Source organism: Methylosinus sp. C49 (assembly GCF_009936375.1).
Taxonomy (GTDB): Bacteria; Pseudomonadota; Alphaproteobacteria; order Rhizobiales; family Beijerinckiaceae; genus Methylosinus.
In genome coordinates this window covers 1,205,064-1,225,060 of sequence record NZ_AP022332.1, presented here as the reverse complement: position 1 = coordinate 1,225,060, position 19,997 = coordinate 1,205,064, and the positions used below count along the sequence as shown (strand labels likewise).

Below are 19,997 nucleotides of genomic sequence, written 5' to 3'. Positions count from 1 at the left end.
GAACAAGCTCCCGCCGCAACTCCCCCGCCGCGCCTTTCACTGATGGGGAGCTTTGCGAGGAAAATGGGCGGCGGCGCGACACGGAAGCGGCCATCTCGCGGCCGCTTCCGGCGCGAATGCGGCGGGACGAGCGAAAGGATCATCCCCCGCAGCTCTCCAGCCACACATCGGAAAAGCCGCGCCGCTCGCAGAGGCCGGCGAGATATTTCTCGATACGACGCACGCGCTCGGCGTTGGCCTGCGTGCCGGGCGCATAATCCCTGGGATTGTTGTTGGTGGCGATCAGCGAGAGAAACTCGTCGTCGTCCAATTCCGCTAGTCTCTTGCCGAACCATTTTTGCGCGGCGGGCTCGAATCCGTTCACATCGATGAAAGCGGCGAGCTGCGCATTCTTGGACGTCAGCGGCGCGACCGCAAATCGCGCGATCAGCGTCTGCCGGATCTTCGAGAAGCCCTTTTGGAAATTCTCGAAATAGAGCCGCTTCACCACGGATTGCGTGATGGTGGTGGTGGTGAGCGGCGCGCTCCAATCGACTCCGTCATGCGTCCAGAAGCTCGGATCCTGCACCGCGAGCAATGTCTCCACCCGCTCCTTCGAAAGCCCGGCGGGCAATGTCGCGCCATCGTCGGTCGCCGCCTCATAGCGTGCGAAAATCTCGGGCGTGGCGACGCGGGCGACCGCGACGGAAACCGCCTCATAGCCGACGAGGCCGAGAAGCGCCGCAACGGCGACCGCCACGACGACGAAAATAATTTTGCGCTGCTTGATATCCGCCATTTGAAAAATCCTCTCGAAAACTCGAACATGGCGATGTTGGCGGTGGAAATGGGTATCGTCTCGGCGATCCCGCGGCCACAATGCGGCGGGACGGCCGAGATGCGCCTCGCGCCGAGCGAGATGCGCTTCGGTCGAGAATGAGCTATGAACCGACGAGCCGAACCCATTTCCGACGAGATCTCGAACATGACCCTCGCCTCCTCGATTCGCACGATTCCCGATTATCCCAAGCCGGGCATCATGTTCCGCGACATCACCACCCTGCTCGGCGACGCCAGGGCGTTTCGCCGCGCGGTGGACGAATTGGTGCAGCCCTGGGCCGGCACGAAGATCGACAAGGTGGCGGGCATGGAGGCGCGCGGCTTCATTCTGGGCGGCGCGGTCGCGCATCAATTGTCGGCCGGCTTCGTGCCCGTGCGCAAGAAGGGCAAGCTGCCGCATACCACCGTCTCCATCGCCTATTCGCTGGAATATGGCGTGGACGAGATGGAGGTGCACGAGGACGCCGTGGTGAAGGGCGAGCGCGTCATTCTCGTCGACGATCTCATCGCCACCGGCGGCACGGCGGAAGGCGCCGTCAAGCTGCTGCAGAAGATCGGCGCCGAGGTCATCGCCGCCTGCTTCGTCATCGATCTGCCGGAGCTCGGCGGCGCCAAGAAAATCGAATCGCTCGGCGTGCCGGTGCGTCGGCTCGTCACCTTCGAAGGGCATTGATTTTTCAGCAGCCGGGCGCGCTTTTGGCCGCGCCTCGGCCGTTCCTTCGCCAATATCGCGTTTCGTAATGCGTTTTCACTGATTCCGTAACGACCCCATGCCGTCGAAACCGTCGCGCCCCATCCTCCTCGCCGCCGCGCTGGCTCTGAGCCTCGTCGAGATCGGCGTTTTCGTCGCCTTCGCCTCGCGCGGCCCGGCGCGGCCGGCGGAGACGCACGAGACCATCGCTGAGAGACGCTCAAATCCCTTCGGCGCGCTGGTGCAAAATCTGCGCGGCGCCATCGTCGAGACCGCGCGGCAGGAGGAGCCCGCGCCGGTCGAGGAGCCGCCGCCGGCGATCGCCGCCGCGCCGAGCACGCGCGCGCCCTCCTTCCTCGCGGCTTTGCCTCCCCTGCGTCCGTCGGAGCCGGAGGCGGTCCTCGCCCTGCCGCCCGTCGATACGCCGTTGCCGCCGGCGCGGCCGCGCAATCTCGCCGCCGTCGAGCCTGCGGCCACAGCCGAGACCCCCGCCGGCACGACGGCGCTGCCGCCGGTCGCCGTCTCGCCGCCGACACAGGCGCTCGCCCTCGCCGCCGCGCCGCCCAATGAGCCGCCGCCACTGACGAACCGCGACGACGGAAATTTCCGCATGGGCTCCGCGGTCTATGTCCGCATCTTCAAAAAGGAAGGCGAGCTCGAGCTCTGGCGCCGGCAGAGCGGCCATTTCACGCTCTACCGGACCTATCCCATCTGCAAATGGTCCGGCCATCTCGGACCCAAGCTGAAATCCGGCGATTATCAATCGCCCGAGGGCTTCTACAGCGTCTCGGCGCGCCAGCTCAATCCGAACTCCCATTATCACCGCGCCTTCGACGTCGGCTTTCCCAACGCTTTCGACAAGCAGAACGGCCGCACCGGCGGCGCGCTGATGGTCCATGGCGCCTGCAAATCGGTCGGCTGCTTCGCCATGACCGACAGAGTGATCGAGGAGATATACGGCCTGGTGGAAGCCGCGCTGCGCGGCGGCCAGCACGAGGTGCCAGTCCACATCTTCCCATTCCGCATGACCGATGCGGCCTTGGCCAAGGAAACGCAGGGCGACTGGACCAATCTCTGGTCGGCGCCGCCGGAGCACCAGCAATGGAGCGGCTTCTGGCGGAATTTGAAGGAAGGCTACGACCTCTTCGAGCAGACCGGCGAGCCGCCGACCGCCTATGCCTGCGGATCGCGCTACGCCTTCGGCGCCGCTGGCGGCTCCTGCCGCCGCATCGCCGGCTGGTAATCAATCGAAAAAATCGAATGATTCGACAAATTTAATGCGTTGGACCGAACGGTCTGCGGCTGCGATCTGAACCGAGCCCTCAAAAAAGGAGTTCGGTCTCATGGAAGCCGTTTCGACCCCGACGGCCGCTTTTCCGAAAGCCGCGCCCACCGGCGCCCCGGCGTTTCTCGCCATCCTCCCCGGCGTCGCCCTCACCGCGGCCATAGCGGCGGCGGCCTATGCGCTGCGACTGCTCCCCGTGGTCGGCGCGCTCAGCCCGATGATCCTCGCCATTCTGCTCGGCGTCGGCCTGCGCAATCTCTTCGGCGCGCCGGCCTTCGCCGCGCCGGGCGTCGTCTTCTCGCTGCGCAAGATCCTGCGCTTCGCCATAGCGCTGCTCGGCCTGCAATTATCGGCGGCGCAGATCGTCGATGTCGGCTTCACGGGCCTCGCGATCATCGCCGCCACGCTCGTCGCCACTTTCTGCTTCACCACACGCCTCGGCCGCTGGCTGGGCGTCGAGCCCGAGCTCGCCCGATTGATCGCCGCCGGCACCTCGATCTGCGGCGCGTCGGCCGTGGTGGCGGCCAACGCCATCACCCGCGCCCGCGACGAGGATGTCGCCTACGCCATTGCCTGCGTCACCGTCTTCGGCACGCTCGCAATGGTGTCCTATCCGGCGCTCGCCGATCTCGCACGGCTCGGCCCACGCGCCTATGGCCTATGGGCCGGCGCCTCGATCCATGAGGTCGCGCAAGTGATCGCCGCGAGCTTTCAGCACGGCCGCGAGGCCGGCGATTTCGGCGCCGTCGCCAAATTGTCGCGCGTGATGCTGCTGGCGCCGACGCTGCTGACGCTGGCTTTCATGGCTGGGCGCGGCGCGCGCGGCGCGGAAAAGTTTTCGCCGCCCTTCCCCTGGTTCGTGATAGGCTTTCTCGCCCTCGTCGGCGTGTCCAGCATCGTCGCCATTCCGCCGGACGCCAAGGCCGCCATCGCGACGGCGACCACCGTGCTGCTGTCGATGGCGCTCGCCGCCATGGGGCTCGAGACCGATATCGCCGCGCTGCGCGCCAAGGGGCTCCGGCCTCTGGCGCTGGGCCTGGCGGCCTCGGTCTTCGTCTCCGGCTTCAGCCTCGCGCTCATCGAGGCGTTCTTTCGCTGAGGCGTCATGACGCTCGAGCAATTGCGCATTTTCGTCGCCGTCGCCGAGCGCGAGCATGTGACTCGCGGCGCGCGCGAGCTCAATCTCACCCAATCGGCGACGAGCGCGGCAATCGCCGCGCTCGAGGCGCGCTACGCCGCCAGGCTGTTCGATCGCGTCGGCCGTCGCATCGCGCTCACCGAGGCGGGACGCCTGTTTCTCGTCGAGGCCAAGGCCGTGCTGGCGCGCGCCGCGGCGGCGGAGGCGGTCCTCTTCGATCTCGCCGGGCTCGAATGCGGGGCGCTGAGCCTCGCCGCCAGCCAGACGGTCGGCAATTATTGGCTGCCGCCGCTCCTGCATCGCTATCGCACGCTCTATCCGAAGATCGCGATAGAGCTGAAGATCTGCAACACGCTGATCGCCGCCGATATGGCGCGCGAGGCCATTGTGGATTTCGCCATTGTGGAAGGCGAGATCGACGACAAATCCCTCGCAGTGGAGCCGGTCGCCTGGGACGAGTTGAAGCTCGTCGCCTTTCCCGACCATCCCTGGACGAGCGCGGCGCCGAAGCGCATCGAAGATTATCGATCGGCGAGCTGGGTGCTGCGCGAGAAAGGCTCCGGCACGCGCGCGATCTTCGAGGCGGTTCTGCGCGAGAAGGGCGTCGACCCCGGCGAACTGCGCGTCGCGCTGGAGCTGCCGACGCATGAGGCGATAGCGGCCGCCGTGGCGGCGGGCGCCGGAGTCGCCATGCTGCCGAGCCTTGTCGCCGGAGCCTCGGCCGGGGCGCTGGCGGCGATCGACATCGCTCTGCCCAAGCGGCGCTTTCTCGCGTTGCGCCGCGAGGGCCGCCACATCACCCATGCGGCGCAGGCGTTTTTGGCGCTGTTGCGCTGAGAGGCGCGTCGGCGCGCCGATCGCCCGCCGACGCGCGGCCGCCGGACTCTTCCCGGCGTCCGGCGGTCAACGGAACAATTGCGACAATTGGTGCATCACAATGAGGAAGAAGGCGAGCACCCCGCCAATTCCCATCAAAGCTTTCACGACGCCCGCGCTGCTCGTCTGCATGGCTCCCGCTCCTTGTTCGGTTGCGACAAAAGCGAGGCTAGCGGAGCGAAAGCGGCGTTAAACCGCCAAGATTCGCGCGCCGACGGGTCCAAAGACGCCCGGCGGCCGCGCGGCTTGACAGAGCCGGCGCGCCCGGAGGAAGCTGCCGGCGGCCCTGAGAAAAGAGCGATAATGCCGAGTGGAGGGGTCCAATGTCGCGACCCTTCGCCTATAGCCTGTCGCGCGAGATCGATCCGCGCCGCGGCGCGCCCCTCTATCTGCAGATCGTCCATGCGCTCATTCACGATGTGAGAAGCGGACGGCTCGCGCCGGGGGCGGCGCTGCCCAGCAGCCGCGAGCTCGCCGAATCGCTCGGCGTCAATCGCAAGACCATCGTGCTCGCCTATGACGAGCTGGTCGCCCAGGGCTGGTTCACCACCCATGGCACGCGCGGCACTTTCGTCTCCGCCGAGCTGCCGGAGACGCTGCCGGCGCCGCGCCAGGCCTCCGCCGATCCGCGCACGCCCGACTTTCCCTTCCGCGCGACGCCCGACCCCGCCTTTGTGCCGGCCGGCGAGGGGCTGGCCATAGACGACGGGCTGCCCGATGCGCGGCTCTTCTCGATCGACACTCTGCTCGGCGCCTATCGCGACGCCGGACGGCGCGCCGCGCGCTACGGCGGGCTCGGCTATGGCGATCCGCGTGGAACCGACGAGCTGCGCCGCGCCATAGCGGCGATGCTGGCCTCGCATCGCGGGCTCATCGTGGACGCGGAGGATGTCTGCATCACGCGCGGCAGCCAGATGGGCATATTCCTCGCCGCGCGCATTCTCATCGCGCCGGGCGACGTCGTGCTGGTGGAGGGCCTCGGCTATTCGGCGGCGCGCGCGGCGTTCGCCGCCGCCGGCGCCGAGGTGATCGGCGTCCGCCTCGACGAGGACGGCGTCGATGTCGAGGATGTCGAGCGCCTCTGCCGCGGGCGGCCCGTGCGCGCGATCTATGTGACGCCGCACCATCAGTTTCCGACCACTGTTCCGCTGACCCCGGAGCGGCGGCTGCGCCTCTTGGACCTTTCCGCCAAATATGAGTTCGCGATCATCGAGGATGATTACGATCACGAATATCATTTCGAGCGGCAGCCCCTGCTGCCCATGGCGAGCTATGCGCCCGGACGGGTGATCTATGTCGGCTCCATGTCCAAGCTGCTGCTGCCGGGATTGCGCATCGGCTATGTCGTCGCGCCGCCGCCGGTAGTGAGATCCATGGCCAACGCCGCCGCCGGCGTCGATCGCCAAGGCAATGCGCTGACCGAGCTCGCCGTGGCCGCTCTCGTCGATTCCGGCGAGCTGCGCCGCCATGTGCGCAAGGCGCGCCAAATCTATGCGCAGAGGCGCGACGCTTTCGGCGCGTCGCTCGCCCGCGCCTTCGGCGACTCCATCCGCTTTCGCATCCCGGCCGGCGGCCTCGCCTTCTGGACGACCTTCCGCGACGAGGCGACGCTCGACGCGCTGGAGCGCGACGCCGCCGCCAATGGCCTGCGCTTCCTGCCATCGACCTGCTTCGCGGCGCCGCCGCAGCGCGGGCGCGGGCTGCGGCTCGGCTTCGGCAGCCTCGACATCGGCGAGGCGGAGCGCGTCATCGGGCGGCTGCGCCGCGCGGCCGGCGCCGGCATCGCCGAAAGCGCGCTACCCTGCTGATCACTCGGCCGATCTGGACGAAGCCGGCCGCTCGAGCCACATTGAGGGCCTTCGAATGAGGAGACGCCCGATGGGAGCGACGCAGGAACATAGCCGCGCGATCGTCGCCGACGCCACGGGCCGCGACGCGCTCTGGGAGCATATCCTCCGCGAGGCCGAGGACATGCTGGCGCGCGAGCCGGCGATGGCGAGCTTGGCGCTGACCTTCGTCCTCAATCGCCGCTCCTTCGAGGATGCGGTGGCGCGGCGCTGCGCGGCGCGGCTCGGCGGCGCGGTGACGGAAGATCTGCTCTTCGACGCCTTCGCCCGCGCGCTGGAAGCCGATCCTTCGATCGGCGACGCTTTTCGCGCCGACATAAAGGCCGTCGTCGAGCGCGACGCCGCCTGCGGACGGCTGATCGAGCCGCTGCTCTTCTTCAAAGGCTTTCATGCGATACAGACGCATCGGCTGGCCCATTGGCTATGGACCAATGGCCAGACCGATCTCGCGCTCTATCTGCAGAGCCGCTCGTCGGACGCGTTCCAGACCGACATTCATCCGGCGGCGCGCTTCGGCCGCGGCATATTCCTCGATCACGCCACTGGCCTCGTCGTCGGCGCGACGGCGGTGGTGGAGGATGACGTCTCCATTCTGCAGAGCGTGACGCTGGGCGGCACCGGCAAGGAGAGCGGCGACCGCCATCCCAAGGTGCGGCGCGGCGTGATGATCGCCGCCGGAGCGAAGATTCTCGGCAACATCGAAATCGGCGCCTGCTCGCGCGTCGCGGCCGGCTCTGTCGTACTGCATGCCGTGCCGCGCAACGCCACTGTGGCGGGCGTGCCGGCGAAGGTGGTGGGAACCGCCGGCTGCGCCGAGCCGGCGCGCGACATGGATCAGTTTCTGAACGGCCTGTCCTACGATTCGTTCAGCTATTCCATTTGACGCCTCACAGTGGCGGCGTCTCCTGGCCGACGCGCCCGGCGAGCTGCGCGAAGGAGAAGCTTTCTCCAGCGGCGGATTCGCGCAGAGCGAGACGCAGCAGCCGCGCGGGAAAGCAGATCGCCTCAACATTGGAGTCGCGCATGTCGCGCGGCCGCAGCGGATCATTGGCGAGCGAAAGCTCGACATCGACGAGCAGAGCGTCGATCTCCTCCTGTCCGAGCGCGCCCTTGTCGCGCAATGCGCCGAACAGCGCCGCGAGTATGGCGTAGACGCCTTCCAGCTGAAGATTGGCCGTGTTCATATCTCGCCTCCGGCGCCCCTTCAGCGTAACCGCCGGCGGGGGAGATCGATCCATCGCCGACGAAAATTATTCAAGCGACCAACATCGCGAGAAGTGAGCGATCGAGGCTCAACCCGCGCTCCAACGCAGCACGGGCTTGCGCGCGGCGGCGGTCTCGTCGAGACGGCGGCGCGGAGCGTAGCGCGGCGCCTCGGTGAAACGGCGCGTCTCGCCGCGTTTCGCGCTAGCGATGAGATCGTGCATCGTCGTGACGAACAAATCGAGCGAGCGTTTCGATTCCGATTCTGTCGGCTCGATCAGCATGGCGCCGTGAACGACGAGCGGGAAATAAATCGTCATCGGATGATAGCCCTCGTCAATCATCGCCTTGGCGAAATCGAGCGTGGCGACTCCCGTCCCCTCGAGGAAGCTATCATCGAACAAGACCTCATGCATGCAAAGGCGATCACCGAAAGGCTGCGTCATCACATCTCGTAGCGCCACGCGCAGATAATTGGCCGAGAGCACGGCGTCGCGCGACGTCTGCGCGAGCCCGTCCGCGCCATGCGACAAAATATAGGCGAGCGCGCGCACGAAGGTTCCGAACTGGCCGTGAAAGGCGGTCAGCCGGCCGAAGCTCTGCGCCCCATCGCCATGCTCGACGAGACGCAATGTCTCGCCTTCGCGCAGCAGGAACGGAACCGGCGCGAAAGGCGCGAGACGTTCGGAAAAGACGACAGGACCAGAGCCCGGCCCGCCGCCGCCATGCGGCGTCGAGAAGGTCTTGTGCAGATTGAGATGCATGGCGTCGACGCCCATGTCGCCGGGCCGCGCCACGCCGGCTATGGCGTTGAAATTGGCGCCGTCGCAATAGAAATAGCCGCCCGCCTCATGCACGCGCCGCGCAATGGCGACGATATTGCGCTCGAACAATCCGCAAGTATTGGGATTGGTGAGCATGATCGCCGCGACATCGGGACCGAGGGCTTTGGCGACAGCTTCCTCGCTCACCACGCCATCGGCGCCCGCCTCAATGACACGCGGCTGAAAGCCGAGCAGAGCCGCGCTCGCCGGATTTGTGCCATGCGCCGATTGCGGAATGAGAACGACCTTGCGCGTCGCCGCTTCGCTGCGCGCTTCGAGCGCCGCCTCTATGGCCATGAGGCCGCAGAGCTCGCCATGCGCGCCGGCTTTCGGCGAGAGCGCTATGGCGCTCATGCCGGTGAGCGTCAGCAGCCAGCGCGACAGCTCCTCCATCAGCGCCAGCGCGCCTTGCGCCGTCGATTGCGGCTGCAGCGGATGCAGATCGGCGAAGCCCGCGAACCGCGCGACTTTCTCATTGAGACGCGGATTATGCTTCATCGTGCAGGAGCCGAGCGGATAGAGGCCCGCGTCGATCGAATAATTCTTGCGCGACAGACGCACATAATGGCGCATCGCCTCCGGCTCGCAGAGGCCGGGCAGGCCGATCGGCCCTTTGCGCTCGAGCGCGCCGAGACGCGGCTCCAAATGCGCCGGCTCGTCTATGTCGACGCCGCTGGTCTCGGGACGGCCGATCTCGAAGATCGGCGGCTCCTCCTGATCGAGCCCGCGATTTCCCGAGAAGGTCTCGAAAGCGGATTCCTTCGGATGATCGAGCATCAGAGCGCTCCTTTCATTGCGGCGACGAAAGCCTCGCGATCTTCCGCCGTATCGACCTCTGTGCTGGCGACGATGAGGAGATCATCGAGCCCCGCTTGCGGCAGCAGGCGCGACACCGGAACGCCCGCGAGCACGCCCCGCTCCGCCATGGCTTCGACGAGACGCGCGGCGTCGCCCGGAACGCGCAAGGTGAATTCGTTGAAGAAGCTCTCATTGAGCGTCTCGACTCCGGCAACGGCCGCGAGCCGATCGACGAGATCGATAGCGCTCGCATGATTTGCGCGCGCGAGACGGCGCAGGCCGGCTTCGCCGAGCAGGCTCAAATGAATGCTGAAGGCGAGCGCGCAGAGATTGGAGTTGGTGCAGATGTTGGACGTCGCCTTGTCGCGACGAATATGCTGCTCGCGCGCCGAGAGTGTCGCGACATAGCCGCGGCGTCCGTCGGCGTCGACGGTCTCGCCGATGAGGCGTCCGGGCGTCTGCCGCAGATAGGATTGCCGCGTCGCGAGCAGGCCGAGATAGGGGCCGCCGAAGGAGAGCGGATTGCCGAGCGACTGGCCCTCGCCGACGACAATATCCGCGCCCATCTCGCCGGGAGACTTCAGCAGGCCGAGCGAGACCGCCTCGGTGAAGACGGCGACGAGCAGCGCGCCGTGACGATGACAGGCGTCTGCGATAAGCGTGAGATCGCGCAGATTGCCGAAGACATCCGGCGTCTGCACGATGACGCAGGAGACGCTATCGTCGATCGCCGATGCAATGTCCTCCCGCGCCTGCACATCCGGCGCCAGCGCGACGATCTCGTCGCCGGCGAAATGTGAGATCGTGCGCAGCACATCGGTATAATGCGGATGCAATCCGCCGGAGAGAATCGCCTTGCGCCGCTTGGTGATTCGATGCGCCATCAGCGCCGCCTCGGCGCAGGCGGTGGAGCCGTCATACATCGACGCATTGGCGATCTCCATGCCGGTGAGCATGGCGACCTGCGTCTGAAACTCGAAGAGATATTGCAGCGTGCCCTGCGATATCTCCGGCTGATAGGGCGTGTAGCTGGTCAGAAACTCCGAGCGCTGGATCAGATGATCGACGCTCGCGGGAATATGATGGCGATAGGCGCCGGCGCCGATGAAGAAGGGCGCGCTCGCGGCCGAGAGATTGCGCTTCGCCATGGCGGAGAGCAGACGCTCCACCTCCATCTCCGATTTTGCGCGCGGGAGATCGAGCGGGCGATCGAGCAGCAGCTCAGACGGCACATCGGCATAGAGCGCGGCGAAATCGGCGACGCCGATCGCATCGCGCATGTCTTTGCGATCGACATCCGTCAAGGGCAGATAGCGCATTGCTCATCCCTCGCTTTCCAGAAAGGCGCGATAGGCGTCCTCATCCATCAGCTCTTCGAGCTCGGCGGCGTCGGCGACGCGCAATGTCAGCAGCCAGCCTTCGCCGAGCGGCTCCTTATTGACGAGATCTGGCGATGATTCGAGGCGGTCATTGATCGCCACCACCTCGCCGGAGATCGGCGCATAGATTTCGCTCGCCGCCTTCACGCTTTCGATCGTCGCCAGCTGCTCGCCCTTGGCGACGCGCTTTCCCGGCGCCGGCAGCTCGACAAAAACAATGTCGCCGAGCTGCGACTGCGCGAAATCGGTGATTCCGACGATCGCAATGTCGCCTTCGACGCGCAGGAAATCGTGATCCTTGGTGTAACGCTCGCCGCTCATGATCTATCCTTTCCGGCTGGGCCGCGGAAAAAGCGATGGGGAACGAAAGGCAGGGATGTGACCTCGACCGCGACGGGCTTGTCGCGAAGGCGGCTCTCCAGCGTGACGCCGGGCGTGGCGAAGCCGGATTCGACATAGCCCATGGCGATGGGACGCGAGAGTGTCGGCGAATAGCCGCCGGACGTGATTCGGCCGATGATTCGGCCATCCGGCGCCGCCAGCGCCGCGCCTTCACGCAAGGGCGCGCGGCCTTCCGGCAGCAGGCCGACGCGCAAGCGCGCGGGACCATGCGCCAGAGCGGCGCGGATGCGCTCATAGCCGGGGAAGCCGCCCTGCTCACGCCGGCGCTTGCCGATGGACCAGGCGAGGCCCGCCTCGATCGGATCGGTCGTGGCGTCGAGATCATGGCCATAGAGGCAGAGGCCCGCCTCGAGCCGCAGCGAATCGCGGGCGGCGAGGCCGGCGGGCGCGACATCGGGATGCCCCAGCAGAGCCTCCGCCAGCGGCTCGGCGAGATGATTGGGAACTGAAATCTCGAAGCCGTCCTCGCCCGTATAGCCGGAGCGCGACACGAACAGGCCGGCGCCGCGAAACTCGGCGGCGCGCCAGCCCATGAAAGGCATATCCTCGAGCTCCTGCAAGACCGTCGCGAGCGCGGCGGCGGCGCGCGGCCCTTGCAGCGCGATCAGCGCGCGGCCGGTGAGAACCGACAGAGCGAGCTGCGGCAACTGTTGGCGCAAAAGTGCGAAATCTTGTTGCTTGGCCGCGGCGTTGACGATGAGAAGGAGCCGCTCGTCGCGCCCCGGCAGGCGGGTGATCATCAGATCGTCGAGAACCCCGCCATCCTCAGCGAGCAGCTGGCTATAGCGCGTGCGCTCGGTGTGAAGGTCCGCGATGGCGGCGGGGACCAGAGATTCGATCTGCTCCGCGGCGCCGCGGCCCCCGAGAATCGCCTGGCCCATGTGCGAGACATCGAAGAGGCTCGCCTTCTCGCGTGTATGTATGTGCTCGGCGACGACGCCGGCCGGATAATGCAGCGGCAGCTCATAGCCGGCGAATGGCGTCATTCGCGCGCCGAGAGCGCGATGCAGCGCATCGAGCGGCGTCTTTTCGAGCGGCGTGGGAATGCGTGGGGCGAAGCTTTCGCTCAAAGGGCGCTCCCGACAGATCGGCGTTCCGCATTGGGCGGATTTCTCCGCCCGGCTCGCGCCCCCTCTGTCTGGAGACCTGAGAGATTTCCCTGCAGCGCAGGTTACGCCCTTCGGTGGGCGCGGATGGGCTGCGCCGCTTTCCAGAGTGTCTCTTTCCTCGCGGTCCTTTTGCCTGAGCGTTTCCGGGGCGGTTGCGCCTTCGGCTCCGGCGCGAGCGCCGGCCTCTCCCGCGAAGATCGTCGAGACACTTCAAAAGATGAGATCGAAACGCACGGTCGTCAAGCCTTGCCGGCGACGAGAGCCTGCGTCGGTCGGTCGCGCCCCGAAAGGGGCACCGTCATTCTTCGCAGTCGGTGGACAGGACGACCTCGTCGGGCAATCCCGCCATCACGCTCTTTTCCAAATTCACCCCGACGAGACGCGCCAAGGCGCCGTCTCCCTCGAGGATCACCACGGCTTCGCTCGGCATGTCCTTCAGCACTTCGATCAATTGGGCGACCGTCATCGAACATCCTCGCGTCCATTTTCCGACGCGCCGACGCGCGGCGCGTCGGTCACTCTCAGCCGAATTTGAACAGCACGCCATAGCCGCCGCGCGGATAATTCCACACGATATCGCCCTGCGGCTCACAGAGAACACGACAAGTGCCGCATTCCAGACAACCGTCCGGCGTGATCTCGACCTGGCCCGAGGCGTTCTGCTCATAGCAGCCGGCCGGGCAGATCTTGGTCATCGCCACGAGATTCTTGGACGGCGTCGTGTGCGGCTGCACGACAATATGGGGTTTTCCTTGATCGACGAGATAGCGGTTCTGGAACAGCTTCTCCTCGACTCGCGCAGCTTGCGTCGACATCGCGATTCCTCCTCTCAGCGCCAGGCGCGCGCCAGACGCCATGCATCTCCGAACAATCCCGTCAGCGAGCGCTTCTCACGGAAAGCGCGGACCGACGCCTTTTCCTTCTCGATCTTCGGCGTGCCGTCGACGCGTAGGAAATTCTCCATCGCCTTCGACACGAGTGTCGGATAGGTGAGGAAGAAATTCTGCGCCTGCGTATGCAGCAACGCCGGCATATCCTTGTATTTCTTCAGATCCTTCATGACGAAGCTGTCATCGAGGAATTTTTTGTAGAGCGCCAGATTCTGCTTCGTCATCGGATCGCGGCGGGACTTCACCTGGAAAATCGCCTCGCCCGCGAGCCTGCCGGACGTCATAGCAAGATTCGAGCCTTCTCTATGGATGGCGTTGTTGAGCTGCGCCGCGTCGCCGACGACGACCCAACCATCGCCGAACAGCTCGGGAATGGTGTTGAAGCCGCCCTCGGGAATGAGATGCGCGGCATATTCCTTCACTTCCGAGCCCTCGAGCAGCGGCGCGATCGACGGATGCTTTTTGAAATTCTCCAGCATCCCATAGGGCGTCTCCTGGTTTTCGGCGAAATCCGACACCAAGCAGCCAAAGCCGACAGAAATGCTCTCTTTGTTCGTATAGACGAAGCCCATGCCGGTCATCCCCTTGGAGATGGTGCCGGCCGCCTCGATCACGACGCCTTCGTCGCCATGCAGATTGAAGCGGGCTTCGAGCGTCTCGCGCGGCAGGAAGTGCATTTCCTTCACCGCGAGCGCGACATGCTCGGGCCGAGGCGTCGGCCGCAGACCGGCGCGTGCGCCGAGCAGGCCGTTGACGCCTTCCGCCAGCACCACGACATCGGCGAAGACCGTGCCGCCGGCGCGATCCGTACGCACGCCGATCACCTTGCCATAAGCGTCGCTGACCAGCTCGGTGACGGTCGTCTCGCTGATGACGATCGCGCCCGCGCCCTGCACCTGCTTGTTGAACCAGCGATCGAACTGCGAGCGGATGATCGTGTAGCGGTTCGGCTTCTCCTCATTGAAGTCGTCCGAACGATATTGCATGCCCGTATGCGAGCGATCGGTCATCATCCAGAACCGCTGCTCGATGAGATGCCGCTCGAGCGGCGCCTCCTCGCGGAAATCGGGGATGATCTTCTCCAGCATGTCGGCATAGAGAATGCCGCCCTGCACATTCTTGGAGCCGGCGTATTCGCCGCGCTCCAGCTGCAGGACATTCAGACCGCGCGAGGCCATGGTATAGGCCGCAGCGTTGCCGGCCATGCCGGCCCCGATGACGATCGCGTCGAATTTCTCTTCGATCATGATGATCTCCTCGGGTTAGCCGGCGAGCCGGTCTGCGTTCTCGGGCGAGAGACGTTTGCGGAAAGCTTCGGTCAGCGCCGGAAGCAAACGAATGGCGTCGGTCACTATGCCGATATGCGCGAAGTCGAAGATGGGCGCATTCTTGTCGGTGTTGATCGCGACGATGCAATCGGCGCCTTCGACGCCGACGCGATGCTGAATCGCGCCAGAAATGCCGGCGGCGATATAGAGCTTGGGACGGATCGACTTGCCGGTCTGCCCGATCTGACGATCGGAGCTGATCCAGCCCTTCTGCACCAGAGGACGCGAGCCGCCGAACTCGGCGCCGAGCACGGTCGCGAGATTGCGCACGAGCTGATAATTCTCCGCGCTCTGCAGGCCGAGCCCGCCGGCGACGACGACGTCGGCGAAAGCGAGATTGCTCTTGGCCGACTCGCGGTCGGGGATGAACTTCAGCAGCTTGGTGATGATCGCGTCTTCGTCGAGATCGGCTTTGAACTCGATCACACGACCGGTGCGCGTCTCGTCCCGCACAGGGGTCGGCAGCTGACGCGGACGCACCGTCGCCATCTGCGGCCGATAGTTCAACGTATAGATCGTGCACAGAAGCGAGCCGCCGAAGGTCGGCCGCGTCGCCGCGAGCGAGCCGTCGGCGTCCACCGCGAGCTCGGTGCAATCGGCGGTGAGGCCGGTGAGCAGCGTCGTCGCCACCGAGCCGGCGAGATCGCGGCCGAGCGTCGTCGCGCCCAGAAGCAGGATCTCGGGCTTATGCGTGTTGACGAGCTGCGTGACGGCCTTCGAATAAGGCTCATTGCGATAATCGCCGAGAATCGGATTCTCGACGAGATAGGCGAGATCTGCGCCGTAGAAGAAGGATTCGTTGACGGCCTTGCGCGTGGCTTCGCCGGGCGCGCCGAGCACGACGGCGGCGAGATCGACCTTCAGCTGATCCGCGAGCTTGCGGCCGGCGCCGAGCAGCTCCCAGGACACCGGATGCACCTCGCCGCGCTCCAGCTCGACGAACACCCAGACGTGCTTGTAGCCGCGGAAATGCTCCGGGAGCTCCTTTTTCGCGCTGGCGCGGCTCTGCTGCGGCGCGGCGGGGGCGGGCTTGTCGGACATTTTCGCTTCTCCTTTAGAACCCACTGGCCAATTTCGTCATGTCGTCCTCGAGCGCCGGATGGCGCTTGAAGATCGCCTCGATCAGCACGTCGGCGGAATCGCCGGCGTTCTTGCCCGGCTCCACGAAGGCGGCGCGATCGGTGCGCTGCGGCGGCGCGAAGACCTTCTTCACGATCGTCGGCGATCCTTTCAACCCGCATTTGCCGAGGTCCTCGATCTCGGCGTCCTTCGCGCTCCAGGTGATGATCTCGGCCCGAGCGGCGCGCAGCGAATCCGAGATGGAGCCGCGACGCACCTCGTTCGTGCCCTCGAGCATGGCGATGAGGCAGGGCATTTTCGTCTTGAGGACTTGCGTGCCGCCTTCCGCGCGACGCTCGATGACGACCTCGCGCTTCTCCTCATCGGCTTCGACGATTTTGGAGACATAAGTCAATTGCAGAAGGTTGAGACGCTTCGCCACACCCGGACCGACCTGCGCCGTGTCGCCGTCAATCGTCTGCTTGCCAGTGAAGACGAGATCGAGATCGCCCCAGGTCTTCTGAATCTTGCCGATCGCCTGCGCGAGCGCATAGGTGGTCGCCAGAGTGTCCGCGCCGGCGAAAAAACGATCGGTGAGCAGAATCGCGCGATCGGCGCCGATCGCCAACGTCTTGCGCAGCGCGTCGGCGGCCATGGGCGGACCCATGGTCAATGTCGTGACCTCGCCGCCGAATTTGTCGCGCAGCTTGAGCGCTTCCTCCAGCGAGAAGAGATCATAGGGATTGATGATCGTCGGCACGCCCTGCCGCATGATCGTGTTGGTGACGGGATGCACGCGGATCTGGGCGCTGTCGGGAACTTGCTTGATGCAGACAAGTATCTTCATGAGTCTCTTCCTCTCGCCATCCCGACTTGTGTTTCGATCTTCATCCGTTCGACGTCGTGACCGTTGTGAGCGGCACGAAGGGCTTCTTCGGCTCTTCCTTCGGCTTTACCGCGTCCTTGTGCACTTTGAAAAGCCGTTCTTCGATCGGAGACGATTTCGTGAAGTCCTGATAGGCCTTCGCGAGAAACTCACGGCAGGCTTCGCGCACTTCCTCGTCGGACGCGCCCTCGGGCGCAGCCTTGTGAAGATACTCGCCCATGCGTCGCAGAATATGCAGACGCGAGTGCCGCACGATGTTGGGGTCGTATTCGACGCCGAGAAGGTCGAAGAATTCCTCGGCCGCCGACAATTTGCGCAGATCGTCCAATATGCTCATGGCTTGTTGTCTCCGACTTGCCGATGGGAGCCTTCGCTGACGCGCACTTGCAGATGTGCGAGCCGCGCTTCGAGAAAATCGATGCGGTCGATGAGCACGGAGATCGCGTCGCCGACCGGATCGGGAATGAGGTGATGCTCGAGATCGATGCGCCCATCCACTCCCGAGCGGCGCCGCTGCTCGCGCACCACGCGGCCAGGAATTCCGACCACCGTCATCTCCGGCGGAACATCCTCAATGACGACAGAATTGGCGCCGATGCGCGCGCGCGGGCCGACGCTGATCGGTCCGAGAATCTTGGCGCCGGCGCCGATCAGCACGCCATCGCCGACCGTCGGATGGCGACGCCCCACGGACCAGGAGGTGCCGCCCAAGGTAACGCCGTGATACATGGTCACATCATCGCCGATCGTCGCCGTCTCGCCGATGACGACGCCCGCGCCATGATCGATGAAGAAGCGCACGCCGATCGTCGCGCCGGGATGAATGTCGATATTGGTGACGAGCCGCCCGAACCACGACAGCGCCCGCGCCGAGAACTTATGGCCGCCGCGCCACAGGCGATTGGCGATGCGATGCCAAATCAGCGCATGCACGCCCGGATAGAGCAGAACCACCTCGAGCGTGCTGCGCGCCGCCGGGTCGCGCTGCGCGACGCAGCCGACATCCTCACGGATCTGTGCGAACAGCCCTTTGCTGGGTGCGACGCGCGGCGTGTCGACAATCGAAATGGGATTCATGACACGCCTCCGACATCATGCAGCGCCGATAAGACCGCCTCCGCCTGCGCCCGATCGACGAGGCGAATAAACTCTCCACGATTGACTGGACGCTTCTGGTCCAGAGCGCGACGCTTGACATGATCGAGCAGCCGCGCAGCCGTCTCACGGTCGAGATCGACGCCGATCTCGGCGCATTTCTTCTGAATCGCGCTCAACCCCGAATGCTTGGCGATGATGATGCGGTGCCGCCGTCCGAGCCGCGCAGGATCGAGGCCCTGATAGGTGCGCACATCCTTCATCAGCGCCGCGACATGAATGCCCGATTCATGCGTGAATATGTCGGACCCGACCACCGCCTTGGCGCGCCCGATCTTTCGGCGCGCCGCCGCCGCCACGAGCCGCGCGACGCCTTGCAGACGCTTGAGCTCGATATTGGTGCGGCCATGCGCGACTTGGCCGAGCGCGACCGCGACCTCCTCGAGCGCCGCATTGCCGGCGCGCTCGCCGAGACCGAGCATAGTCACAGAGGCATGCGTAGCCCCGCCGCGCACCGCTGCGAGCGTGTTGGCGGTGGCGAGGCCGACATCGTCATGGCCGTGAAACTCGATCGGCAGATCGGTCTCCTCGCGCACGCGACGTATCGACTCATAGGTCGCGAAGGGATCGAGCGTCCCGAGCGTGTCCGCGAAGCGGAAACGCGTCGCGCCCGCCGCCGCGGCCGCACGCGCGATACGACCGATGTCGCGCGGATCGGCGCGCGAGGAATCCTCGCCGCCGAGAGCCACGGTCAGCCCTTTCGATCGCGCATAGCCCACCACACGCTCCACCCGCGCCGCCGCGCCATCGACGTCGGTCGACAGCTTCACGCCGATCTGCAGTCGCGACATGGGCGACGACACATTCACATGCGTAACATTCGCGGCGAGCGCGGCGTCGACGTCCCCCTCGCTCAGCCGGCACCAGGCCATCACGCGACAAGGCAGACCGTCCGCGGCGATCGCGGCGATCGACTCGACTTCGTCCCGCCCCATAGCCGGCGTCCCCGCCTCGATCTCATCGACGCCGAGAGCCGCGAGCGCACGCGCGATTGCGAGCTTTTCCGCGGCAGTGAATGCGACGCCCGGCGCCTGCTCACCGTCGCGAAGCGTCGTGTCATTGATGAAGATGCGGGGTTGATCGCCGTTCACGGGAACCGCCTGTCACGCAAAAACGGGCTTGGAGTCGTTGGTCTTCTTCTCCGCATCCGCCCAGAAGGGCGACATCTCGCGCAGCTTTTCGACAATCCCCGGCAGCGCTTCGATGACGCGATCGACATCCTCCGAGGCATTGTCGCGCGAGAAGGAGAAGCGAACCGCGCCGTGCAGCGCGGCCTCGGGAATCGCCATCGCCTTCAACACATGGCTCGGCTCCATCGAGCCCGAAGTGCAGGCCGAGCCCGAGGATGCGGCGACGCCACCTCGATTGAGATGCAGCAGGATCGCTTCGCTCTCGACATATTCGAAAGCGATATTGGTCGTGTTCGGCAGACGGTCATGACGATCGCCATTGACGATGCAATTGGGAACGCGCTGCAGAACCGCCTTCTCCAGCCGATCGCGCAGCTCTTTCACGCGGCCCTGCTCCTCGGCCATATGCTGGAGCGCGAGCTCCGCCGCCTTGCCGAGGCCGATGATCGCCGGCACATTCTCCGTGCCGCCGCGACGCGCGCGCTCTTGATGACCACCCCGGATCAACGGCTTGAAACGAGCGCCCTTCTTCACATAGAGCGCGCCGATACCCTTCGGACCATGCAGCTTGTGGCCGGACAACGACAACATGTCGATCGCACTGTCCTTGAGCGAGATAGGCGTCTTGCCAACTGCCTGCACTGCGTCCGTATGGAACAGAGCGCCATGCTCCTTGGCGAGCTCGGCGAGACCTTCGACGGGGAAGATCGTCCCCGTCTCATTATTCGCCCACATCAGCGAAACGACCGCCACCTTGTCGGACAAAGCGGCACGATAGGCGTCGATGTCGAGCTGGCCGGACCCATCGACGCCGATGAAGTGAACCTTGGCGCGGCCGGTTTTCTCGAGATGCTCGCAAAGCGACAGGATCGCGGGATGTTCGACCTTGGACGTCACGATCTCATTGCGATCCGGCAGCGCCTCGAGCGCCGACAAAATCGCGGCATTGTCGCTCTCCGTGCCGCCCGAGGTGTAGATGATCTCGTGGTCATGCGTCGCGCCGAGTAGCTGCTGCAGCTGCTGCCGCGCCGCCTTCACCGCAGTCCCGACTTCCGCCCCGAAAGAGTGAGCCGAAGAGGCGTTGCCGAAATGCTCCGTGAAGAAAGGAAGCATCGCATCCACCACCGCCGGATCGGTTCGGGTCGTCGCGTTATTGTCGAGATAAATCGCCTTCATGA

Annotated in this window: 21 protein-coding genes and 1 riboswitch; of the genes, 6 read left to right on the top strand and 15 right to left on the bottom strand. The window is 65.4% G+C overall.

What is annotated here, in order from left to right:
• Nucleotides 1-139: 139 nt before the first annotated feature.
• Entirely contained in the window at nucleotides 140-778 is a 639-nt protein-coding gene (locus tag GYH34_RS05820; RefSeq protein ID WP_161912753.1) for a transglycosylase domain-containing protein, read from the bottom strand.
• Between the two features lie 186 nt (nucleotides 779-964).
• Between GYH34_RS05820 and GYH34_RS05815 the strand changes: the two genes are divergently transcribed.
• The 6 genes from GYH34_RS05815 to cysE (GYH34_RS05790) all read left to right on the top strand — a co-directional run bounded on the left by GYH34_RS05815 (nucleotide 965) and on the right by cysE (GYH34_RS05790) (nucleotide 7,539).
• Nucleotides 965-1,492: an adenine phosphoribosyltransferase gene (locus tag GYH34_RS05815; RefSeq protein ID WP_024881106.1), complete on the top strand. Its 528-nt coding sequence runs from the start codon at nucleotides 965-967 to the stop codon at nucleotides 1,490-1,492.
• A gap of 97 nt (nucleotides 1,493-1,589) precedes the next feature.
• Nucleotides 1,590-2,753 carry a murein L,D-transpeptidase family protein gene (locus GYH34_RS05810; RefSeq protein WP_161912752.1) on the top strand — a complete coding sequence of 388 codons (1,164 nt, stop codon included), beginning with the start codon at nucleotides 1,590-1,592 and terminating at the stop codon, nucleotides 2,751-2,753.
• A 100-nt stretch (nucleotides 2,754-2,853) separates the two neighbouring features.
• Nucleotides 2,854-3,894, top strand: a complete 1,041-nt coding sequence (locus GYH34_RS05805) for a putative sulfate exporter family transporter (protein WP_174242370.1) — start codon at nucleotides 2,854-2,856, stop codon at nucleotides 3,892-3,894.
• 6 nt (nucleotides 3,895-3,900) lie between these two features.
• Complete coding sequence (locus tag GYH34_RS05800; protein ID WP_161912751.1) at nucleotides 3,901-4,770, top strand: LysR family transcriptional regulator; 870 nt, start codon at nucleotides 3,901-3,903, stop codon at nucleotides 4,768-4,770.
• Nucleotides 4,771-5,132: 362 nt separating this feature from the next.
• Nucleotides 5,133-6,617, top strand: coding sequence for a PLP-dependent aminotransferase family protein (locus GYH34_RS05795; protein ID WP_161912750.1), 1,485 nt, complete (start codon nucleotides 5,133-5,135; stop codon nucleotides 6,615-6,617).
• A 70-nt stretch (nucleotides 6,618-6,687) separates the two neighbouring features.
• The gene (gene cysE / locus GYH34_RS05790; RefSeq protein ID WP_161912749.1) at nucleotides 6,688-7,539 is read left to right on the top strand and encodes a serine O-acetyltransferase; all 852 of its coding nucleotides are present in this window, start codon (nucleotides 6,688-6,690) and stop codon (nucleotides 7,537-7,539) included.
• Nucleotides 7,540-7,543: 4 nt separating this feature from the next.
• On the opposite strand, the gene GYH34_RS05785 is transcribed toward cysE (GYH34_RS05790), so the two are convergent.
• From GYH34_RS05785 to nifS, 14 genes are all read right to left on the bottom strand, one after another.
• Entirely contained in the window at nucleotides 7,544-7,840 is a 297-nt protein-coding gene (locus tag GYH34_RS05785) for a hypothetical protein (protein WP_161912748.1), read from the bottom strand.
• Nucleotides 7,841-7,948: 108 nt separating this feature from the next.
• The gene (gene gcvPB / locus GYH34_RS05780) at nucleotides 7,949-9,460 is read right to left on the bottom strand and encodes an aminomethyl-transferring glycine dehydrogenase subunit GcvPB (protein WP_161912747.1); all 1,512 of its coding nucleotides are present in this window, start codon (nucleotides 9,458-9,460) and stop codon (nucleotides 7,949-7,951) included.
• Nucleotides 9,460-10,800: an aminomethyl-transferring glycine dehydrogenase subunit GcvPA gene (gene gcvPA, locus GYH34_RS05775; protein ID WP_161912746.1), complete on the bottom strand. Its 1,341-nt coding sequence runs from the start codon at nucleotides 10,798-10,800 to the stop codon at nucleotides 9,460-9,462. The genes gcvPB and gcvPA overlap by 1 nt, the downstream gene beginning before the upstream one ends.
• Before the next feature lie 3 nt (nucleotides 10,801-10,803).
• Nucleotides 10,804-11,181 (bottom strand): glycine cleavage system protein GcvH, encoded by a 378-nt coding sequence (gene gcvH, locus GYH34_RS05770; RefSeq protein ID WP_161912745.1) that lies wholly within the window; start codon nucleotides 11,179-11,181, stop codon nucleotides 10,804-10,806.
• Nucleotides 11,178-12,332, bottom strand: a complete 1,155-nt coding sequence (gcvT, locus tag GYH34_RS05765; protein WP_161912744.1) for a glycine cleavage system aminomethyltransferase GcvT — start codon at nucleotides 12,330-12,332, stop codon at nucleotides 11,178-11,180. Before gcvT ends, gcvH begins: the two co-directional genes overlap by 4 nt.
• A gap of 150 nt (nucleotides 12,333-12,482) precedes the next feature.
• Nucleotides 12,483-12,572, bottom strand: a riboswitch (glycine riboswitch).
• A 97-nt stretch (nucleotides 12,573-12,669) separates the two neighbouring features.
• A complete protein-coding gene (locus GYH34_RS21715) occupies nucleotides 12,670-12,837 on the bottom strand; it encodes a hypothetical protein (RefSeq protein ID WP_018267940.1) in 168 nt (55 codons plus the stop codon).
• A gap of 55 nt (nucleotides 12,838-12,892) precedes the next feature.
• Nucleotides 12,893-13,186 (bottom strand): ferredoxin family protein, encoded by a 294-nt coding sequence (locus GYH34_RS05760; RefSeq protein WP_024881116.1) that lies wholly within the window; start codon nucleotides 13,184-13,186, stop codon nucleotides 12,893-12,895.
• Between the two features lie 14 nt (nucleotides 13,187-13,200).
• Nucleotides 13,201-14,508: an FAD-dependent oxidoreductase gene (locus GYH34_RS05755; RefSeq protein WP_018267938.1), complete on the bottom strand. Its 1,308-nt coding sequence runs from the start codon at nucleotides 14,506-14,508 to the stop codon at nucleotides 13,201-13,203.
• A 15-nt stretch (nucleotides 14,509-14,523) separates the two neighbouring features.
• The gene (locus GYH34_RS05750) at nucleotides 14,524-15,630 is read right to left on the bottom strand and encodes an electron transfer flavoprotein subunit alpha/FixB family protein (protein ID WP_161912743.1); all 1,107 of its coding nucleotides are present in this window, start codon (nucleotides 15,628-15,630) and stop codon (nucleotides 14,524-14,526) included.
• Nucleotides 15,631-15,643: 13 nt separating this feature from the next.
• Complete coding sequence (locus GYH34_RS05745) at nucleotides 15,644-16,495, bottom strand: electron transfer flavoprotein subunit beta/FixA family protein (protein ID WP_161912742.1); 852 nt, start codon at nucleotides 16,493-16,495, stop codon at nucleotides 15,644-15,646.
• Between the two features lie 40 nt (nucleotides 16,496-16,535).
• A complete protein-coding gene (gene nifW, locus GYH34_RS05740) occupies nucleotides 16,536-16,871 on the bottom strand; it encodes a nitrogenase stabilizing/protective protein NifW (RefSeq protein ID WP_161912741.1) in 336 nt (111 codons plus the stop codon).
• Nucleotides 16,868-17,611, bottom strand: coding sequence for a serine O-acetyltransferase (gene cysE, locus GYH34_RS05735; protein ID WP_161912740.1), 744 nt, complete (start codon nucleotides 17,609-17,611; stop codon nucleotides 16,868-16,870). The genes nifW and cysE (GYH34_RS05735) overlap by 4 nt, the downstream gene beginning before the upstream one ends.
• Nucleotides 17,608-18,780, bottom strand: coding sequence for a homocitrate synthase (nifV, locus tag GYH34_RS05730; RefSeq protein ID WP_161912739.1), 1,173 nt, complete (start codon nucleotides 18,778-18,780; stop codon nucleotides 17,608-17,610). The genes cysE (GYH34_RS05735) and nifV overlap by 4 nt, the downstream gene beginning before the upstream one ends.
• 12 nt (nucleotides 18,781-18,792) lie before the next feature.
• Complete coding sequence (nifS, locus tag GYH34_RS05725; RefSeq protein WP_161912738.1) at nucleotides 18,793-19,995, bottom strand: cysteine desulfurase NifS; 1,203 nt, start codon at nucleotides 19,993-19,995, stop codon at nucleotides 18,793-18,795.
• Nucleotides 19,996-19,997: the final 2 nt, after the last annotated feature.